At 64.6% G+C, this 20,546-nt stretch carries 13 protein-coding genes; 6 read left to right on the plus strand and 7 right to left on the minus strand.

Annotated elements, in window-relative coordinates:
- Nucleotides 1-43 precede the first annotated feature (43 nt).
- On the minus strand, nt 44-475 hold the full coding sequence (locus ACEN9F_RS05505) for a hypothetical protein (protein ID WP_413418618.1): 432 nt from the start codon (nt 473-475) through the stop codon (nt 44-46).
- A 325-nt stretch (nt 476-800) separates the two neighbouring features.
- On the opposite strand from ACEN9F_RS05505, the gene ACEN9F_RS05510 reads away from it, so the two are divergent.
- Nucleotides 801-1,157 carry an energy transducer TonB gene (locus tag ACEN9F_RS05510; RefSeq protein WP_413418620.1) on the plus strand — a complete coding sequence of 119 codons (357 nt, stop codon included), beginning with the start codon at nt 801-803 and terminating at the stop codon, nt 1,155-1,157.
- Between the two features lie 15 nt (nt 1,158-1,172).
- On the opposite strand, the gene ACEN9F_RS05515 is transcribed toward ACEN9F_RS05510, so the two are convergent.
- Nucleotides 1,173-2,000, minus strand: a complete 828-nt coding sequence (locus tag ACEN9F_RS05515) for an EAL domain-containing protein (protein ID WP_413418622.1) — start codon at nt 1,998-2,000, stop codon at nt 1,173-1,175.
- Between the two features lie 155 nt (nt 2,001-2,155).
- On the opposite strand from ACEN9F_RS05515, the gene ACEN9F_RS05520 reads away from it, so the two are divergent.
- Entirely contained in the window at nt 2,156-2,962 is an 807-nt protein-coding gene (locus tag ACEN9F_RS05520) for a class II glutamine amidotransferase (protein WP_413418624.1), read from the plus strand.
- Here the strand turns inward: ACEN9F_RS05520 and ACEN9F_RS05525 are convergent.
- A complete protein-coding gene (locus ACEN9F_RS05525) occupies nt 2,959-3,489 on the minus strand; it encodes a GNAT family N-acetyltransferase (RefSeq protein WP_413418626.1) in 531 nt (176 codons plus the stop codon). The two genes, ACEN9F_RS05520 and ACEN9F_RS05525, sit on opposite strands and share 4 nt — an antisense overlap.
- A gap of 290 nt (nt 3,490-3,779) precedes the next feature.
- Between ACEN9F_RS05525 and ACEN9F_RS05530 the strand changes: the two genes are divergently transcribed.
- The 3 genes from ACEN9F_RS05530 (at nt 3,780) to ACEN9F_RS05540 (ending at nt 6,254) form a co-directional block, all read left to right on the plus strand.
- Complete coding sequence (locus ACEN9F_RS05530; protein WP_413418628.1) at nt 3,780-4,811, plus strand: sulfate ABC transporter substrate-binding protein; 1,032 nt, start codon at nt 3,780-3,782, stop codon at nt 4,809-4,811.
- A 118-nt stretch (nt 4,812-4,929) separates the two neighbouring features.
- On the plus strand, nt 4,930-5,151 hold the full coding sequence (locus ACEN9F_RS05535; protein ID WP_019919846.1) for a TOBE domain-containing protein: 222 nt from the start codon (nt 4,930-4,932) through the stop codon (nt 5,149-5,151).
- A gap of 230 nt (nt 5,152-5,381) precedes the next feature.
- Entirely contained in the window at nt 5,382-6,254 is an 873-nt protein-coding gene (locus ACEN9F_RS05540; protein WP_413418630.1) for a serine hydrolase, read from the plus strand.
- A 218-nt stretch (nt 6,255-6,472) separates the two neighbouring features.
- Here the strand turns inward: ACEN9F_RS05540 and recD are convergent, their stop codons facing one another.
- From recD to ACEN9F_RS05560, 4 genes are read right to left on the minus strand one after another with little or no spacing between them, the layout of a single operon-like run.
- Nucleotides 6,473-8,437, minus strand: a complete 1,965-nt coding sequence (gene recD, locus ACEN9F_RS05545; RefSeq protein ID WP_413418632.1) for an exodeoxyribonuclease V subunit alpha — start codon at nt 8,435-8,437, stop codon at nt 6,473-6,475.
- The gene (gene recB / locus ACEN9F_RS05550; RefSeq protein WP_413418634.1) at nt 8,430-12,140 is read right to left on the minus strand and encodes an exodeoxyribonuclease V subunit beta; all 3,711 of its coding nucleotides are present in this window, start codon (nt 12,138-12,140) and stop codon (nt 8,430-8,432) included. The genes recD and recB overlap by 8 nt, the downstream gene beginning before the upstream one ends.
- A complete protein-coding gene (gene recC, locus ACEN9F_RS05555; RefSeq protein WP_413418636.1) occupies nt 12,137-15,544 on the minus strand; it encodes an exodeoxyribonuclease V subunit gamma in 3,408 nt (1,135 codons plus the stop codon). The genes recB and recC overlap by 4 nt, the downstream gene beginning before the upstream one ends.
- A 36-nt stretch (nt 15,545-15,580) precedes the next feature.
- Nucleotides 15,581-18,730: a CHASE domain-containing protein gene (locus tag ACEN9F_RS05560; protein WP_413418638.1), complete on the minus strand. Its 3,150-nt coding sequence runs from the start codon at nt 18,728-18,730 to the stop codon at nt 15,581-15,583.
- Nucleotides 18,731-18,911: 181 nt separating this feature from the next.
- On the opposite strand from ACEN9F_RS05560, the gene ACEN9F_RS05565 reads away from it, so the two are divergent.
- A complete protein-coding gene (locus ACEN9F_RS05565; RefSeq protein WP_413418640.1) occupies nt 18,912-20,477 on the plus strand; it encodes a CehA/McbA family metallohydrolase in 1,566 nt (521 codons plus the stop codon).
- Nucleotides 20,478-20,546 lie beyond the last annotated feature (69 nt).

The following is a 20,546-nucleotide window of genomic DNA, read 5'->3' on the forward strand; positions in this document are numbered from 1 at the left end:
AAACAATATGGATACTATAGCCTATGCGGAGGGAAATGAAAAACTAGTGCATTGCAAAATACACGATCTTTTCCGGCACAATCTCGCCGCTGGAAAGCTGCTGCGCCGGCACCACCATGGTGACCCAGCCGTTCGCCTGCTCCTCGCCCAGCAGGTTGATTTCCATTTTTAATTTCCGGTCCAGCGCGACAAAAGTATTCGGCGCGACGGCGGCGATCTTATGCCATTTGTCATTGCCGACATAAGCGTACATATTGGTTCCGCGGCTGATGATGGACAGTGTTTGTCCATTCGACAGGCTATAGTCGCGTTTATAGTCGTCATAATCGGCCGGCCACATCTTTTTATGATTGTCCGGTAAGTCGATGCGCACCTCGTTTGCCCTGACCGGTACAGAAACCGTGTCCTCCTGCGCCTGTATAGCGGGCACAACCGTAAGCATGCCCGCCACCGCTGCCAAATGGATTATCTTCATGATGATCTCCTTAAACCTGAGGTTTATATTTAAGCAGCCGCACCAGAAAATACAAATTCAATATCGTTATCGCAGCGCGGCAGGCCTCTGCGTTTGAAAAATGATGCGGATGCACATGCGAGTCAAAATATCTGTATCGCAAAAAGTTAGCGGTAACATGATGGTGCCTATGGGCAACTAGTTTTGTCTATGAAAACGGATAAGTTATGCGACTGGCGCATGGCTGCTATTCCAACAATAAATTTTCAATATATGATGCGGCGCAGTATATTGGCTTCGTACCAGCTGTCTTTTGACACTTAACCGAACCTACCTGGAGCCCACCATGAACACTCGTACCCTCGCCGCCGCTACCGTCCTGCTGCTGTCCGCCTTCGCCGGCCCAGCCTTCGCCGCCGGCGCCGTCAGCGCCCCAACCCGCCTGGCAGCCGCCGATTGCGACGTCCCTAACTACCGCAATTCCTGGCTGGAAGATGACATCCAGGGCGCGGTCAAGCTGGCCGTGCTGGTCGATGCCAGCGGCAATGTGCAAGAAACCAAAGTGATCTCGTCGAGCGGCCACCTGGCGCTGGACAAGGCTTCCCTGCGCGCCGGCGCCACCTGCAAGTTCAAGCCGGTCGGCAAAGAGAGCGGCAACGCGCCAGTCTGGGCACAAGTGCAGTACAACTGGGTTCTGAACTGATCCCCGCCATCCCGCTCATGCGGCGCGGCGTGCCGGCTCCAGCAGCGCGGCACGCGGCTCATCGAGCAGATAGCCCTGCACCAGCAGCGGCACGCCCGCCGTGTCGCCCAGCTGGCGCAGCGCCGTCAACTGCTGCTGGGTCTCCAGCCGCTTGAACACCACCGCCACCTTGTCGGCAGCGCAACGCTGCAGCAATTCCAGCAAGGCCGGTTCCTCATGCAAGTCGCGCGCGTCCAGCTTGAACACGTCCGGCCGCAAGCGCCCCAGCACGTGCAGCGCGTCGCGCGGGCCCGCCACATTGACCGCGAAGCGGAAACCGTTGCGCCGGTAGTTGTCCGACACATAGTTCAATAGCCAGCCCTGCTGCGGCGTCGCCGCCGGCAATTGCAGCACCACGCGCTCCAGCGGCAATTCCAGCGCATCGAGGATGCGGCGGAAGGCATGGCCATGGTTGCTGCTGACCGCGCTCAGCAGGCGGTCGTGCACGTTCAGGTAGAGGTCGGCATGCGCGTTCGGCGCGGCCTCGGCCTGGCGGAAGAAATTAATCGAGTGCAGCATGCGGCACAGCCGGTCCAGCTCGATGGACTCGTCGTCGCTGGCCGCATGGTCGAGCAGCTTCCACAGCGACAGGCCCAGGTCCTGGGCCGAGACGCTGCGCGCCAGCCCTTCGTAGGCCTGCACCGCGGAGCTGTCCAGTTGCCGGATGGGCTGGAACGCGCTGCTCATGGTGCAATTGAAAAACCGCCCCTGCGCCTTGCCCTCGTGATCGAGCCAGATGCTGGAAGCGGCGCCGGTCGCGTCGGATAAGCGCGCCAGGTACTTTTGCAGGATGGGGAATGACATATACTCCTCGATGGGTACTGAGAATGTCGACAGCGTATGCCCGTGGACGCCAAAGCAGAAGGAATGCTTTCGCCTATGGTTATGCCAAAACATTCGTTCCGCCATGGCAGTGCGGCCGTTATCGTGGGACATCGTTTAACTATGTCGCCTACGCCATGTGCCAATTACTTGCTATGAGCAGCAGCAAACCCGCCGCCGTCGATTTTTCCTTCGCCGGCTTTTCCGAACGCGGCGGCCGCACCGGCGAACACCGGGACGGCTGGGGCATCGCCCTGCACACCGCCAGCGGCTGCCGCTTGTACACCGACTACCTGCCCTCGGCCGATTCGCCGCTGGCGGCGCAGCTCAAGCAAAACCCGATCAAGGCCAGGAACGTCGTGGCCCACATCCGCAAGGCGACGCAGGGCCGCATCTCGCTGGAAAACAGCCATCCGTTCACGCGCGAGCTGTGGGGCCAGACCTGGTCCTTCGCCCACAACGGCGACCTGAAACTGTTCGATCCGAATCCCAGCCTGTACTCGCCGTGGGGCGACACCGACAGCGAGCGCGCCTTCTGCCATCTGCTGTCCGGCCTGGCGCTGCGCTTCGACGCCCAGCCGGAGCGGCACCTCCTGTATGCGGCGCTGGAAACGCTGGCCGGCGAGATCGCCGGCCACGGCACCTTCAATTTCATCCTCTCCAACGGCGAGCTGCTGTTCGCCCATTGCAGTACCGACTTGCATGTGGTGGTGAGGGAGTATCCGTTTTCGGTGGCCAAGCTGATCGATTGCGACCTGAGCATCGATTTCAGCAAGCACAACCATCTGGACGACCGCATCGCGGTGATCGCGACCGAGCCGCTGACCTCGAACGAGGCCTGGACCAGGTTTGCGCCGGGCGAACTGAAACTGTTCGCCGGCGGGAAGGAAGTGGGATCGGCGCCCGTGGCGCGCCAGCAATGGCAGCTGGAAGTGTGCTGCTAGATTGAATTGCAGTTGCAGAAGCGCTTGCGCTTGGCGCCGTCCGGCGCCTCGGCGTCGGCATCCAGCTGTTTCCAGAAGAACACCGTCTCCACGCCGTAGGGCGAGCGCACCTTGCCGGCGTCGATATAGCCGCGCTGCGCGAAGAAATCCTTGCCGGTGGCCGTGCTGTGCAGCTGCAACGCCTTGACGCCCCAGCCGCAAGCCTGTTCCTCCATCCGCGTCAGCAAGGCCTTGCCGACACCCTGGCCGCGCGCTTCCGGCAGCAAATAGCACAGCGCCAGCTTGCCGGCGCCGGTCAGCAGCGCCACGCCGACGACTTCGCCTTCGCTGACGGCGATCAGCGAAAAATTGGTCGGCGAACTAAACCAGTTAGCCACCATCTGCGGTGTTTTGTTGCCCAGCCAGGCGTCCAGAATGGCGGGATCGTTCTTATGATCCAGTTCGCAGCATTCCGTAATCGAGCGGCGCAACACCTTGCACGCCGCCTCCGCATCTGTCGAAGCAGCAATACGAATTTCAAGACTCATGTACGCTCACAAATATTCCCGATAGCAAAAGGAAGTCGCCTCCTCAGTGCCTCAAACCGACTATACACTAAGCCGCCGAAACCGGTACGGGCACACCCTTGGTGACCGTATCGCGCTATGACAGGCTAGGGTCTGGCACCACTTTTGCCCACGAATGTTTTCAAAAATCGATATGCGGTTTTTACTGAAAACCTCGTGTCAAACATAGCTTCTAAGCATATTACGAAAAATTCGTATCTTTTCCGGGCGAAATTTTACACCATGGACGTCTGTTATTACGAAAGCTCATTATGACCAACAAAAAACAACGCCGCGCACTGACTACCTCCCTGCTTCTCTCCTGGTTCTTGGCCGCATCGGCCGCCATGCTGGGCCTGCCGCTGCAAGCCAGCGCCGCCGACACCGTGCTGCTGAACGCTTCGTATGACGTCACGCGCGAACTGTTCAAGGACATCAACCCGGCCTTCGTCGCCCAATACAAGAAAGCCACCGGCGAGACCGTCGATGTCAACCAATCGCACGGCGGTTCGTCCAAGCAGGCCCGTTCGGTGGCGGACGGCATGGAAGCGGCCGTGGTGACCATGAACCAGGCCAACGACATCGACATCCTGGTCGATCGCGGCGTGGTGACGGCCGATTGGGCCAAGAAATTCCCGAACGGCGCCGCGCCGTTCTATTCCACCGTTGTGTACCTGGTGCGCAAGGGCAATCCGAAGCAGATCAAAAGCTGGGACGACCTGGCCAGGCCTGGCGTGCAGGTCATCATTCCCAATCCTAAAACCTCGGGCAACGGCCGCTACACCTATCTGGCGGCCTGGGGCTCGGTGCTGAAAAAAGGCGGCAACGAGGCGCAGGCGCGCGAGTTGGTCGGCAAGATATTCAAGAACGTGCCGGTGCTGGACGCCGGCGGCCGCGGCGCCACCACCACCTTCACCCAGCGTGAAATCGGCGACGTGCTGGTGACTTTCGAGAACGAAGTCAACCTGGTGCGCACGGAATTCGGCGACAAGTTCGACGTGGTCTACCCCGCCGTCTCCATCCTGGCCGAATCGCCGGTCGCCGTGGTCGACAAGGTGGTCGACCGCCGCGGCCTGCGCAAGCAAGCCACCGCCTACCTGAACTTCCTGTACAGCGAAGAAGGCCAGGAAATCATCGCCAAGCATTCGCTGCGCCCGCGCTCGGAAAAGGCCTTCAAGAAGTACAACGCCAATTTCCGCCAGATCAGCCTGTTCTCGGTGGACGACGTCTTCGGCGGCTGGAAAGCGGCCCAGAAGAAGCACTTTGACGACGGCGGCGAGTTCGACAAGATCTACCAGAAATAACCCGGGAAACAGGCGGCAAATAAGCAGCAAATAAGGATATACGTATCGATTCGTTTGCAAATGGCCGCCGTGCCCGTAATCTGGAAATGTAGCAACTCAACCAGATAAAGGAAGCACGATGGCCATTTCTGAAATTAACGTACGTAACCAGTTCCGCGGCAAAATCAAGGAAATCATCTTTGGGCCAGTCGTCTCGGAAGTCGATGTGGAAACCCAGCACGGCATCGTCACCTCGGTGATCACCTCGCGCTCGATCCACGACCTGGACCTGAAGGTGGGCAGCGAAGTGATCGCCCTGGTCAAATCCACCGAGGTCTCGATCGCCAAGATCAGCAGCTAAACAACACGCCCGCCCCCTCCCGAAGCCCTGAGAACCGCCGTCTCAGGGCTTTTTTGCGTGCGACGTAGTTCAGAAACAAAATAATGGAATCGCGGAGTTACATTCAATAGACGAGAAACCACTTTAATGTTATTGTCTATCCTTAGGAAATATTGCCGCATAGCTAGATTACTTTGCGCCGCGTCGCCCAAGACGCCCGATAGACTCCAGACCCCAACTGAATACCTGCCATGCTCAAGAAAATTGTTGCTGTATTGCTGAGTACGTTTACTGCGGCCGCGTTCGCAGTACCGCTCGGCTCGCAGTCCGTGCTGGTCGTCGAAGACGACACCGGCAAGGTGCTGCTGGAAAAGAATGCCAATGTCCAAGTCCCGATCGCCTCGCTGACCAAGCTGATGACCGCGATGGTGGTGCTGGACTCCAAACAGAACATGGACGAGCCGATCAGCATCGACCAGTCCGACGTCGACATGCTCAAGCACAGCACCTCGCGGGTGCCGGTCGGCGCCGAGATTGCCCGCCGCGATGTGCTGCAACTGGCCCTGATGTCATCAGACAACCGTGCCGCCGCATCGCTGGCGCGCACCTATCCGGGCGGCCAGGCCAGCTTCAAGGCCGCCGTCAACGCCAAGATCCGCGCGCTGGGTTTGACCCAGACCGTGATCGAAGAACCGACCGGCCTGTCGCCGCATAACAAGTCCACCGCGACCGACCTGATCAAAATGGCAAGCGCCGCAGCCGCCTATCCGGACATTCGCCGCATCACCACCGACACCAAGGATGTGATCAACATCAAGGGCCGCAAAGTCGAGTACCACAACACCAACCGCCTGGTCGGCGCCAAGGGTTGGGACGTCGGCCTGTCCAAGACCGGCTACACCGAAGAAGCCGGCCGCTGCCTGATCATGCGCTTCAAATCCGCCGGCAAAAATGCCACGTTGGTGCTGCTGAACGCCAAGGCCAACTCGGCCCGCTTGATGGATGCGTTCAACATCCGCCGCTTCGTCGCCGGCCCGGACGAGAAACCGAAAGTCATGAAAGCTTCGGTCAGCAGCAAGAAAAAAGCCGTCAAGCAAAGCAAACGCAATCGCCGCGCGATGTAATAGACGCTGCTGTCGGCACCAAAAACCGGACCTGAGGGTCCGGTTTTTTTTTCGTCCAGCGGTTTGAGCCGCCGCCCCGCCAGCCCGCATTCCACCGTGCCTGCAAGCCAAGAATTAGTAGCAACATGCCAATTTCCGGCATGATTAAGGCGCGCAAGAACCCGGAAAGGCGGGGCCAGGCCCGGTACGGGATCTGACCCCGGATTGGCGGTGCGGGTCTAGTTGCCGAGCAGGCTGCGCAACCCGCTGGCGCGCTGGGTGCGCAGGGCGATGGCGTCGAGCAGCACCTGGCCGTTCGGAGTGAGTAACGTAAAGTAGTCGCGGGCGCGGGTGATGCCGGTATAAATCAGTTCCCTGGCCAGCATGCCGCCCTTCTCTTTAGGCAGCACCAGCACCGTGTGCAGGAACTCGGAACCTTGTGATTTATGCACCGTCATGGCGAAGGCGGTTTCGACGTTTCTTAATCTTGTGGCAAGCACGCTGCGGACCTTTTCCCCCTCCGAGAAGTAGACGCGCAACGCTCCCGGACGCGCCGGATCGGGCAGGGTCAGGCCGATATCGCCGTTGAAAACACCGGTGCCGTAATCGTTGCGGGTGACCATGACCGGCCGCCCGGCATACCATTCGCCGCTGCGCTTGAGCAAACCCGCCGATTGCAATCTTTTCTCAATAGCATCATTCAATCCGCCGACGCCCCACTCGCCTTCGCGCACCGCGCACAAGATGCGGAAGCTTTCGAAGCTTTCCAGCACGGATTTCACCCAAGCAAGATGTACGATCTCCTCGCCTTCCGGCGGTCCGGCCTTGATCATTTTGAGGTAAGCCTGGTAGCCGCCGGCGGCGCCGGCGCGGCCGGCCAAAGCCAGTTGCAACAGGTCCCAGGACTGCGCCGGATCGATCCAGGCGACCTTGCCGTCTTGTCCTGCACGCAACACTTCAACCGAGCTTGCCGCATCGCCGGCGTTGACCGCCAGCGCCAGGGCGCCGATCGGCCCGCCAAAACGGCGGCTTTCGCGCAGCATCACCGTCTGCTGCGAGATCGGGCCGCCATCGCCGGCGTAGCCGTCCGGGATATCCTGGCCGGTGCTGGCTTGCACATACGACAAGGTTTCCGGCAGATAGGCGCCAGCCTCGGCGTTGTGGCACAGGTCGCCCAGCACCGCGCCCGCCTCCACCGACGCCAGCTGGTCTTTGTCACCGAGCAGGATCAGCGTGGCGCTGGCCGGCAAGGCCGCCAGCAGCGCCGACATCATTTCCAGGTGAATCATTGACGCTTCATCAACAATCAACACATCGACATCCAGGGGATTGCCGGCGTGATGCTGGAAGGCCCGGGTAGTCGGCCGCGCGCCAAGCAAACTGTGCAACGTGCGGGCCGCGCCCATGCGGCTGGCCAGCTCGCGCAGCGGCAAGGCCGAGCCGACTTTTTCCGCCAGGTCGTCCAGCGCCACGTCGATCGATTGCTTGAGGCGGGCCGCCGCCTTGCCGGTCGGCGCGGCCAGCGCCACCCGCAAGCCGGACTGGCGCTCGCCGGCGGTGGCGAACAACAGGGCCAGCAAACGGGCGACCGTGTAGGTCTTGCCGGTGCCGGGACCGCCGGTGATGATGCCCAGCTTGCCGCGCATGGCGACCGCGCAAGCGACTTTTTGCCAGTCGGTGGCGCCGCCCCGCGCCGGGTGCGGGAACAGAATATCCAGCCAGCGGCGCACTTCGGCGGTGTCATCGTCCGCATCGACGGGCAGCACGCCGCCCAGCGCCCGGCTGCGGACGGCGATGGCGACCTGCGTTTCGTCGCGCCAGTAGCGGCGCAGGTAGAGGCGTTCGCCGTCCAGCACCAGCGGCTGCTGGAAATCCAGGTCGCCGACCGGCCAGACCTGGTCGCAAGCCGCCAGCAAGGTGCGCCAGGCGGCGGCGTTCTTCGGCCAGGCGCCGACCGTGTCGCGCAGATCGCGCCATTCGTCGGCGCTCCAGCCCAGCAGGGCGGCGGGATCGCCAGACAACTCGTCGAGCATCAGGCAGCTGTGCCCACGCCCTTCCAGCTCCGATAGCAATACGCAAGCCACCATCAACTGCGGCGAACTGCCGCCAACGGTCGCGATAAAACGCGCAAAAGCACCACTCAGGCGGCGCAGCTGGCCGTTTTCAGTCAAGGCGTCGACCTGCGCCAGCAATGCATTACTCATGGTGTGCCTCGGTGTCCAGCAAGCGGTCCAGCCCGTCCAGCAGCTCTGGATCCGGTTCCATCCAGTAACAGCCGCGCGTCTGCGTGTTGGCGATGCCGCGCAGGAACAGGAAGATCGCGCCGCCCAGATGCGCGGACGGATCGTAGCGCTCGCCCAGGCGGCTCTGCAACAGCCGGTGCAGCGCCAACATATAAATAGCGCCCTGGATATCGTAGCGATGCTCGGCCATCGCCGCGACCAGCGCCGGCTGGTGGTAAGCGGCGTCGCCCGCGCCCAGCGCGTTCGATTTGTAATCCAGCACCCAGTAACGCCCCTCGTGCTCGAACACCAGGTCGGCGAAACCTTTCAGCATGCCGTGCAGTTGCCGTTCCGGCAAAGCGGGCCGCGCGACGCCGCCCAGCAAGTGCGAGGCGCACAGGCTGTCCAGCGCGCCGGTGCTCAGACGCTCGCTCGGGAACCAGAATTCCATTTCCGGCAGCGGAGATGCGATCCGGCTCAGCGGCGCGTTCAGCTGCGGCAGCGGCGTGGTGGCGATCTCGCGCAGCCAGGCCAGCGTATCGTCCAGGCGGTTGCCCCAGCCGGCGCGCTCGACGCGGCGCGTCAGCCGCGATTCGAAATTCTCCTGCTCGACGATGGCAAAGCCCTCCTGCCCCATCCACTCTAGCTGCTCGTGCAGGAAGTTACCCGGCACCGAGCCGCGCGGGAAACGATGCCATGGCGCGTCCTCGACGCGGCCAGGCAGCGCGCTCGCTGGCAGGCCGGCGCCCTCCAGCAGCTTTTCCTGCGCGGCGTCGCGCGGCACCGGCGCCGGGCCGGCCGCGCCTATCGTGCCGGTCGGCCCGGTGCGCCGCGCCAGCGAACTGAAACTGCCCACCGACCAATCGCGCTCGAAGCGGCCGTTGTATTGAGGGGTGTCCAGCAACGGCGGACGCTGTTCGACACGGCTCAACCGGGTGAACTGCTGCATGCCCATATCCAGCGTGGCGATGCTGATCGCGTCGCAGCCCTGGCAGGCGTGCTCCCAGCGCTCCATCATCAACTCCGACGGCAGCGGCGCGCCGCCGGTCAGCAGATAGCCCAGCGCGGATTCGTGCAGCGTATTGTCGCCCGCCTTGCGACTGGACAGCGCGGTCACGCCCAGCCACAGGAAATGGCGCGCGCGCGTCAGCGCCACATACATCAGGCGCAGGTCCTCCTGCAGGCGCGCGCGTTCGACCAGTTCCATCGCGGTGTCGGTCAGCGCCATATCGATCCGGCGCACGCCGTCGTCATCGCTGAACTCAAAGAAGCTGCGGTTCCGGCGCTCCACCTTGCGCGCGGTGACCGCGAACGGCAGGTACACCAGCGGATACTCCAGGCCTTTCGATTTGTGGACGGTGACGACCTTCACCAGCTCCGCATCGCTTTCCAGGCGCAGCACGCGCTCGTCGCCGGCGCCCTCGCCGCCTTCGATCTGCTCCGCGAGCCAGCGTATAAGCGCCTGCTCGCCATCGAGCTGGCGGCTGGCCGATTGCAGCAGTTCCGCCAGGTGCAGCAGATTGGTCAGGCGGCGCTCGCCGCCGGCTTGCTGCAGCAAGGCCGCGGGCAGTTGCAGTTCGTGGATGAAGCGGCGCAGCATGGCCAGTACGCCCTGCCGCTGCCAGACGATGTGCAGCGCCTTCAGTTGTTCGACGCGCTCTTCCCACGCCAGTTCGTCCGACGACAGGCGCGCCAGCTCGGCCAGCGGCAAGCCGCTGGTACGTGTCGCGTAGGCCGCGCGCGCCAGGCCGCCGTCCAGCGGATTGGCGACGGCCGACAGCCAGCGCAGCACGTCGGCCGCTTCCTCGCTGTCGGTGACGGAGTCCTTGTCCGACAAATACACGCTGGGGATGCCGCGCCGCTGCAGCGCGCGGCGTATGGCCGCAGCCTCCTTGCGGTCGCGCACCAGCACGGCCACATCGGCGGGCTTCAGGCGCACAAAGCCATCCGGGCCACCGGCAAAGCCGGCGCGCTCGTCGTTCAGCCTGGCGACGATGTCCTCGGCGCAGTGATGCGCGAAGAATTCGCGGTAGCCGTCGGCTTTCAGTTCCTGCGCCGCGCTGCAGGCGAGCACCAGCGCGGGCGCATCGCCGTCGGCATCGACCATGTGCTCCTTGCGGCCCTTGGCGCCGACCGCCTCGAACGGCAACGGATTCTCGCGCGTCATCACATCGCGGAAGCGGAACGCGCCGCGCGGGAAACCGCCTTGCGCCGGCTCGCCTTCCGCGTGCAGGAACAAGCGGTTGACCGCTTCCACCACCGGTTTGGTCGAGCGGTAGTTGGTGCCCAGCTGGTAGTGGCGGCCGGCGGTGGCCTTGCGCGCCGACAGGTAGCTGTGGATGTCGGCGCCACGGAAGCCGTAGATCGACTGCTTGGGATCGCCGATCAGGAACAGGCCTGTCTCGGGATCGTTGTCCGCCACGCGGTACAGCAGGTTGAAGATCTGGTACTGGTTGGGTGCCGTATCCTGGAACTCATCGACCATCGCCACCGGGTACTGGTCGGTGATGCGCTTGCGCAGCGCGGCGGCGTTCTCGCCTTGCAGCGCTGCGTTCAAGCGGTCCAGCATGTCGGCGAAGCCGAACTGGCGGCTGCGCTTTTTCAACTCGGCCATGCGCAGCGCGACGGCGGCGGCGGCATGGCGGTACAGCGCGTGCGACAGCGGCTCGATGTCGTCGAGCGCTTTTTTCAGCGGCTCGATGGCGTCGAAGTCATCCGGCACGGTGGCGGTATAGCCTTTGGAGAAAGCGTCTTCAAGGCCGTGAGGCGTCAGGCGCTTCCAGGCGGTGTCAGAGATGTCGGGCATGACGGCGGCCGGATTTTGCGCCCAATCGCGCAGGCCGTTGAACCAGCTGGCCAGCGAGTCGGGACGCATTTTGTTCCCATTGAAGCATTTGGGCGAGAGCACCCGCTCCTTGGCGATCCATTGCTCCATGCGGTCGGCGCGCTGTACCCAGCCTTCCTTCAATGCGGCGAGCTGCGCCTGCTGCGCACGCTGGACGGCGGCGATCAGCGCCGCCAGCGATTGCGACGGATCGATGTCGCCGATGATGTCGGCGCGCTTGACCAGTTCGCGTATGGATTTCTTCAGCGCGCCGACGTCGCCCCAGCATGACAGCAGCGCATCCAGCGACACGGCGTTCAGCGGGTAGACCTGCTGGCGCCAGTAATCGTGGGCCGCGTCCTCGAACAAGGCCTGTTCGTCGCTGACCAGTTCTTCGTCGAACAGGCTGCCGCTGTCGAACGCGTGCTCGCGCAACATGCGCTGGCACCAGGCGTCGATGGTGAAGATGGCCGCTTCGTCCATCGTCTCGGCCGCCAACTGCAGACGGTGCGCGGCTTGCTGCTGCGCGCTGTGGTCCGGGTAGGATTCGAGGATCTCGTCCAGGTACTCGTCGCGCTGCTCGCGCTCTTCGTGGCCGCGGAAGTAAGCCGCCGCCTCCACCAGCCGCTCGCGCACGCGGTTGGACAGTTCGCGCGTGGCGGCGCGGGTGAAGGTCATCACCAGGATATCGGCGGGCAGCAGCGGCCGGCGGTAGCCGTTCTCGCCGCCGTGGCCCAGCACCAGCCGCACATACAGTGCGGCGATGGTCCAGGTCTTGCCCGTGCCGGCGCTGGCCTCGATCAGGCGCGAGCCGTGCAGCGGGAAAGTCAGCGGGGCCAGCTGGTTTGCGGTGGTGCTCATGCTGCGTCCTCGCCGCTGATCGCGGCTATCGTGATGTCTTGTTCCAGCCAGTCCGCCAGCGGGCCATACAGCGCGCCCGAGACGTCGGCGAAGTCCGGCTGCGCGCTGAGTGCCGCGAAGTCAGGCCACAGGCGCGCCAGGCACAAGTCCTCGTTCTCGCCTGAGATCTCGAAGCCGCCATCGTAGACCGCGCGCGCATCGCCGCCCTGCGCCAGCGCCAACGCGGTCTTGCAGGCGGTCGGCAGCGGGCGGTTCATGCCGTCGCGCCACAGGCAGACCAGCTCGCGCAAGGCTTCTTGCGCCTGCGTCTGGTCCAGCGGCTTCATGGTGACGATGGCGTCGCGCGCGACCAGGTAGCCGGTGACCGGCATGCCCGCCGCCGCCACCGCCAACTGGCGCAGCCACATGGCGATCAGCTTGTCGCCGCGCGGCTTGCCCTGCTTGTCCGTGACCTTGGACGACATCTGCATCAGCCATACGGTCTCGCCGCCGTTGCTGCGCAGCTGATCGATCCAGTCGTCCAGCGGCACGCCGGCCAGCACCAGGTTCAGCGCCACCTTGGGGGCGGCCAGCGGATAGTGCGCGCGCAAGGTCAGCCAGGCGCTGCGCACCGGCGCCAGCGCTTCCACCAGTTGATGCCGATACTGCTGGCCGATCAGGCCGATCGGCAACACGCCCTTGCGTACCAGTTCCTCCGCGCGTTCGTCCAATTTGTCGTAGACCTGTTCGAGCTCCTCTTCCTGCGCATCGCCGCCGAGCATCTCGTCTTCCAGCTGATAGCGTTCCAGCCCGTTGAGCGAAAAAGGTTCTTCATCCTCGCCGACCAGCGCCGATTCGCCGAACATCACGCCCAGGCGCTGGCGGAAGAAGAAACGCGCAGGCTGACGCATGAAGTTGGTCAGGCCGGCCAGCTTGAGGCGGAATTTATCGTCGATTTCGTACGACGGCAGCTCGGCGTCTTCCCCCGTTGCGGCTTCCTCGCCGTGCGCCTCGCGCCATTCGCGCGCATAGGTCAGCAGGCCGCCCTCCTCGAAATAGCGCCGGCTGAACGGCTGCAGCGCGTGTTCGGTGGTGCGCGCATGCAGGTCCAGCTTCCAGCCGTTGACCAGGTAATCGCGCAGCTGCGACACCAGCACCGACGCCGGCTGCTCGCTGTTGTCGCGCACATTGCGGCCGACCCAGCTGATATACAGCTTGTCGCGCGCGGCCAGCAATGCCTCCAGCATCAGATAGCGGTCGTCGTCGCGGCGCGAGCGGTCGCCGGGACGTGCCTGTCCCGGTTGCGCCAGCAGGTCGAAGTCGGCCTTGGGCGCGCGGCGCGGGAAGTCGCCGTCGTTCATGCCCAGCAGGCAGACCACGCGGAACGGCACGGCGCGCATCGGCATCAGCGTGCAGAAGGTCACGCCGCCGGAGACGAATTGGTGGTTCAGCGTCGGCTCGTCCAGCAGGCCAAGCCAGGCTTCGCGCAGCACCGCCAGCGGCACCGCCTCCTCGAAGGCCGCGCCTTCGCAGGTTTCCAGCCAGTTGTTGAGCGCATCGTCGAGCTGCGCCAAGGTCAGGCGGTCGCCCTCCTCGTTGGCTTTGAAGAAGGCCGCCAGCAGCGCGCGCGCCTGCACGCCCCACTCGGCCGGCGTGCGCGATTTTGCCAGCACGCCGCGCCAATGCAGCAGCGCTTCGACCAGTTGCGCCAGCGAGCCGGCCAGCGCGGCATCCAGCCCGCCGACCTCGGAGAACGGCTCGATGCCGGCAAAGCTTTCACCGTCGCCGCTGGCATAACCGAGCAGCATGCGGCGCACGCCGAAGATCCAGGCATTCTGTTCGCCAGCCGGGCCGAGGCCCAGGCCGCTGCGGTGCTCCTGGTCCAGGCCCCAGCGCACGCCCGCGCCCTCGATCCACAGGCCCAGCGTCGGCAGGTCTTCCGGATACAGGCCGAAACGCGCGGCCAGCGCCGGCACGTCCAGCAGGTCGCGTACTTCGCTCTGGCGGCAGCGCTGCTGCGGCAATCGCAACAGCCATTCCAGCGCCACCAGCAAGGGATTGACGCTGCGGTCGTTGACGTCGCCGATCTCGAACGGGATGTAGCGCGGATCGCTGCGGCGGTGCTGCGCGAACACCGCGTGGATGGCGGCCGAGAAGGTGTCGATATCCGGCACCATCACCACCACGTCGCGCGGACGCAGCTTGCCGTCGTCGGCGAACATCTTCAGCAGCTGGTCGTGCAGCACCTCGACCTCGCGCTGCACGCTGTGGGTGACGTGGAATTCGATCGAGCGGTCGTCGTCCGGCGGCGCGGCCTGCGGATGCTCGGACAGCGGCAGCAGGTCGCGCACGGCGGCCTGCACCTGCGACAGCAGCGTATCGCCCTCGCCTTCGCTGAACAGGTCGATCCGCAGCGGCGCGACGCTGTCGTCTTCGCTGGCGGCGGCTGCGGCCGAGGCCTCGTCGAATTCGTCCAGCATGCGGATGAAGTCGCGCCCCTGGCGTCCCCAGCTGGCCAGCAGCGGATGGCTGTGCGCGTGCAGCTCTTCCAGCGGGATGGCGCCGAGGTCCTGGCCGTTGCGCAGCTGCTGGCGGCGATGCGCGGAACGCAGCAGGTCGCGTCCTTCGATGATGTCGCCCCAGTAGAACTGGCACGGATTCGGCACCGCCAGCACCACCTGCGTGTAGCGCGCCAGCGAAGCCAGCGCCTGCAAACTCTGGTACGGCAGCGCGGACACGCCAAAGATCACGATGCGGCGCGGCAGGCGGCCCAGCGGTTCCTCGCCGGCGGCGCTGGCGCGCACGAATTCGGTGTGCACGGTGGCGCGGCCCAGGCCACGCTCGTGCGGTTCGACGTCGGCGTGCACGGCGCGCCATAGCTGGCCTTGCCAGCGCTGGTCTTCCGGCAACGGCACCGCTTCGCCGCGCGCGTTGCGCATCTGGTCGCGGCCGTGCTCCCAGTCGTCCAGCCAGTCGGCCCGGTACACCTGGTACTGGTCGAACAAGTCGGCCAGCCGTTCGGCCAATTGCAGGCGGCGCTCGGCTTCGCCGTCGGCCAGGAAGTGGCGCAGCGGCGTGAACACGGGATCGGCCAGCAAGGTGGGCAGCAAGCGCATCAAACGCCAGGTCAGCGGCCCCTTGTCGAAGGCCGAGCGCACCGGCACGCGGTCGCGGCCCAGCATGCCGCGATAGGTTTCCCACAGAAAGCGCGCCGGCAGCGCCACGCGGGCGGCGGCGCAGATGCGCATTTCCTCGGCCAGCGCGATCTTCAGCCACTCGGCCACGCCGTTCGACTGCACCAGGAAGATGTCCGATTCCAGCGCCCCGAGCGGGTGGTTGCGCAGCCACTGGAACACGGCGGCGCGCAACTGCTCCATTTGATTACCGTGCAAAATCAGCAGGCCGGGGGTGATGCTCGGGTGCATAGGGCTCTTCGTTAAGATCGAAGCCGTATTATCGCTCTAGCCCGGGTCGTAAGCCAGCAGTTCCTGTTCGATGTGCTCATCCAGTACGGCCAGCATGGCGTGCATCTGCTGCACCAGCTGGCGCGCCTTGCCGATGTCCGGATCCTTGCGCAGGTGCTCCAGCCCCAGGCACAGGTTCCCGAACTGCATCGCGCCCACCGCGCGCGCCGAGGATTTGATGCGATGCCCCAGCTCGGACAGCTGCGCCAGGTCATCCCGCGCCAGCGCGGCGTCGACTTCCTTCATGCCGTCGCGGGCCGACTGCAGGAACAGCAGCGCGTACTTGCGCATCTTGTCAGGTTTGCCGCTGAAGGTCAGCGCCAGCGCCGCCACGTCGAACAGCTCGACCGGCGCGGGCGCCGGCGCCGCTTCCGGTGCGGCGGTGGACCGGGAAACGATAGCGGGCGGCGCCACCACAGGCCCTGGCGGCACCGCCACCCGTGCCGCGTACATCTTCAGCGCCGCCGGCGGCGTGCCGCCATCGGCCATCGTGAAATACGAGGGCGGCGGAGGCGCCACCTTGCGCTCCATGCTGGCCGCCCTGGCCCGCTGGCTCATCCACTTGGCCAGCATGTTGAACAGCAGCTTGGGCGCGATCGGCTTGGTGACAAATTCGTCCATGCCGGCGTCCAGGCAGCGTTCCTGGTCGTCGCGGCCCGCGTTCGCGGTCATCGCGATAATCAGCGTCGCCGACAGTTTGGGATGCGCGCGGATCAGGCGCGTGGTCTCGTAACCGTCCATCACCGGCATCTGCACGTCCATCAGCACGCAATCGAAACGCTCCTTGAGCAGCAGGTCGATCGCCTCCTTGCCGTTGTTGGCCACGCACACCGTCGCCCCGGCATCCTCCAGCAACTCCTGCCCCACCTGCTGGCTGAAGATATTGTCTTCGACCAGCAGGATGGACGCGCCGCGTATGCTGTCCAGCACATCCGGCTGCACCGACTCGTCGCGCGCCTGCAGGAACTGCACGCCCTTGGCCAGCCGCGCGGTGAACCAGAAGGTGCTGCCCGCGCCAGGCTTGCTGTCGACGCCGACGCCGCCGCCCATCAGCTCGGCCAGCTGCTTGCTGATCACCAGTCCCAGGCCGGTGCCGCCGTAGCGGCGCGTGGTCGAGGTGTCGGCCTGGTGGAAGGATTGGAACAGCTGCGCCACCTGGTCCACCGTCATGCCGATGCCGTGGTCGACCACCTCGAAGCGCACCATGATGTAGTTGTCGCGGTCTTCCAGCGGCCGCGCGCGTATCGTCACCTTGCCGTTTTCGGAGAATTTGATCGCATTGCTGGCGAAGTTCAGCAGCACCTGCTCCAGCCGCAGCGGATCGCCGCGCAGCTGGTGCGACAGGCCGGGCCAGATTTCGTACACCAGCTCCAGCCCCTTGGCCTGCGCGCTCTCGCCCAGCTGGCTGGAGATATTGGCCAGCAGCGCGTCGAGCGTAAAGTCCAGCACCTCCAGGTCCATCTTGCCCGCTTCGATCTTGGAGAAGTCCAGGATGTCGTTGATGATGCCCAGCAGATGCTGGCCGGAGTGATAAATCTTCTGCAGGTAGTCGCGCTGCTTCGGATGCGTGACCGATTTCAGCGCCAGGTGCGCCATGCCGATGATGCTGTTCATCGGCGTGCGGATCTCGTGGCTCATATTGGACAGGAAGTCGCTCTTGGCCTGGTTGGCCGCATCCGCCTCGTCCTTCAACTGGTGCAGCTCGGTGACGTCGGTCGACAACCCGATCACGGCGGTGACGGCGCGGTCGATCTCCACCGGCACCTTGACGGTCCACAAATGCCGCACCACGCCGTCGCTGCCGACGGACTGCGTCTCGCCAGAGCGATTGACCTTATCGGCAAACACCGGCCGCTCCAGCGCCCACGCGGCATCGGCGGCGGGCGCCGGCATCAGTTCGCGATCCAGCTTGCCGACGATCTCGTGCACCGGCAATCCCATCGACTGGGCCATCTTGGCGTTGACGTAGATGTAGCGCCTGTGCTGGTCCTTCATGTAGACGTGGGCATCGACGTTGTTGAGCACCGTATCGAGCAGCACCCCCTGCTTGATGGCGCGCCGGCGCGACGCATACAGCACGAACACATAGCTGTACAACAGCAGCGTGCCGGCAAACCCGGTCAGCGCGGCGATCCACGGGAAGTACAGGTCGAAGCCGGTCAGCAGATCCGCCTTCCGCACCTGGAACTGCGCCTTCCACAGGCTGCCGTTGAAATCGATCGGCAGCACCGTCTCGAAATAGTCGGCGCGCCGCGCCGCCGGCAGCGGCGTGGCCGTCATCGAGCCGTTGTCGTTGAACAGCAGCCGGTCGGTCTTCTCGATCACCAGGCGGCGCTGTTCGACATCGGCGCTGCCGTCCGCGTACAGCATCAGGTGCACCTGGCGCACCGTCATCTCGTCGATCGCGCCCTGCACCAGCTTGGGAATGCTGAAGCCCGCCCCCACCGTGCCGAGATAGGCGGCGCGGCGCTGGGCCACATCGTCGACCGGCGCGTTGCGGCGGTACACCGGCAGGCGCACGCCCAGGCCGAAGTGCGGCGTCGGCAGCTTGACCACGATGGGCAGGCTGGAAGCGCTGACCTGGCCGTTGTCGCGCGAGGCCGCCATCAGCTTGTCCACCAGCGGATTGACGGCGATGTCCACGCCCAGCCGCTCCTGCAGCATCGGCGCCGGCTCCAGGTAGGTCAGCACCGCGTAATGATCGCGGCGGCCCGGCGGCGTGATGTCGAATTGCGGATAACCGCCCGCCTCCAGGCCGCGGTCGGCGCGCACGGCGGCCACAAAGGCGTCGCGCTGGGCGTCCGTCACGTGCGGCGCCCAGGTCAGCGCCTCGATGGCCGGGAAGTAGCGCGGAATATCCAGGCTGGCGACGTACTGGTGAAACTGCAGCCGGGTCACCACGTCGCTGGCCTGGAACAGCGCGACCAGGCCGCGCGTCAGATCGGAATAGGACTTGATGCGGGCCGAGATGCCGTATTGCGTGCTGCGCGCCAGGTTCTCGAAGCGCTGGCCGGCGTCGTCGTCGACGGTCTTGGCGGCGGCGCCGTACAGCAGCGCCCCCACGCCCAGGGCCACGGCGCAGCCCGCACTCCAGAACAGCAAGCGCGATCTTCTGACTGCCTTTTTCGTGTTACCCGGTTTGAGCATGCGCCATCACTTTTTGGACTTTAAAAAACGGAAATTCTTGCATCACAGCAGCATACTATTAATGCCGCGCGGGAACCAGAGAAAGAATTGGAGAGAATTCGGGTCAACGGCTTGCGGATGAGAAGGGAACCTTATACAGCAAGGCACGCTCTAAATGATGAGTTTGTATTTTGGAGCCATCATGCGTGCACATTCTTTGATCAAGGCGGCCCTGGCCGCAGTCTGCGCCATGGCGCCGGCCAGTGGTGCGACAACTGTTGACCATCAGGAATTCGATGCCGTCCTGCAAGCACCTTTCCATGCCGACAGCAGCGGCGCGCGTCTCGTGGCCTTGTATTTCTCGCAGCAAGAGGGCCGCATACGCTGGCAGCTGGACCTGCTGGCCGCGGGCAGCGATACCGTCATCCGGCGCTGGCGTGGCGAGCGCGCGCTTGGCGGCACGGTTACATTGCGCTGGCAGGCGGGCGCGGCGACGCCCAGCGGCATGTACCGGCTGCGCCTGCGCGCCAGCCTGGATGACGATCAGCACACGGAACAAGCCTGGCCGGTGGCGGTGGGCACGGCGGCGACCGTCGCGCCATCGGTCGCGCCGTTACAACCCGCCGCGCCCCTGGCCGAGGCCGCGCCCTACGACATCTACCTCGGCAACCTGCACAGCCAGACCGGCCACAGCGACGGCGGCGGCGCGCTGGGCCAGTGCAGCGGCGCGCAGGCGCCGCAAAGCACACCGCTGGGGCCGACGGACGCCTATGCCTACGCGCAACAGCGGCGCCTCGATTTCCTGATGACGTCCGAGCACAACCATCTGTACGACGGCTCGGACGGCACCAACGCCGACGCCGATCCGGCCGCCGTGCGCGCCCTGTTCCAGAACGGCCTGCACCAGGCCGACACCTGGAACCTGGCGCACGCCGGCTTTCTCGCGCTGTACGGCCAGGAATGGGGCGTCATCAGCAACGGCGGCCACCTCAACATCCTCAACAGCGGCGAACTGCTGGGCTGGGAGCGCAACGCGCAACACGCCTTGCTGGCCGACACCGAGACGCCGAAAAACGACTACGCCGGCCTGTACGCGCTGATGCGCCAGCGCGGCTGGCTGGGCCAGTTCAACCATCCGCAGAAAGGCCAGTTCGCCATCGCCGGCCAGCCGCTGGCGTGGAGCGCCGACGGCGACGAGGCCATGCTGCTGTGCGAGGTGGTCAACAGCAACGCCTTTTCCAGCAGCACCGATGAAAGCGAACCGCGCCGCAGCAACTTCGAGGCCGCATGCAATGCCTTGCTGGAGGCGGGCTACCACCTCGCCTTCAGCAGCAACCAGGACAACCACTGCGCCAACTGGGGCGCGTCCTACACCAATCGCACGGCCGTGCTGTTGCCCAAGGGCGTGCCGCTGACCTCCGAGCATTTCCTCGCCGCGCTCCGGGCCCGTCGCGTCTACGCCACGATGGACAAGCAGGCGCAACTGATCCTGACCGCCAACGGCCGCGTCATGGGCGAGCGTTTCAGCAACCAGGGCAAGCTGACGCTCAAGGCCGCCTACGCCAGCGCCAACGGCCGCAGCGCGGCGGCGGTGACCATCTTCCAGGGCGTGCCGGGCCGCAACGGCCAGGTGTCCATCCTCAGCAACAAGGCCAGCAGCGCCATCACCCCCAAGCCGGGCGAGCACTTTTACTATGCGCGCGTGACCCAGGACGACGGCAAAATGCTGTGGAGCGCGCCGGTTTGGGTGAGCCAATTACCGCGCTGAACAGGGAGTCAATCGTGCGCTGTGGAAAATTTAGTTCCGATAATATTTTTTAGGATAGAAAAACTAGAA

It is taken from the genome of Duganella sp. CT11-25, assembly GCF_047302815.1.
GTDB lineage: Bacteria > Pseudomonadota > Gammaproteobacteria > Burkholderiales > Burkholderiaceae_D > Rugamonas.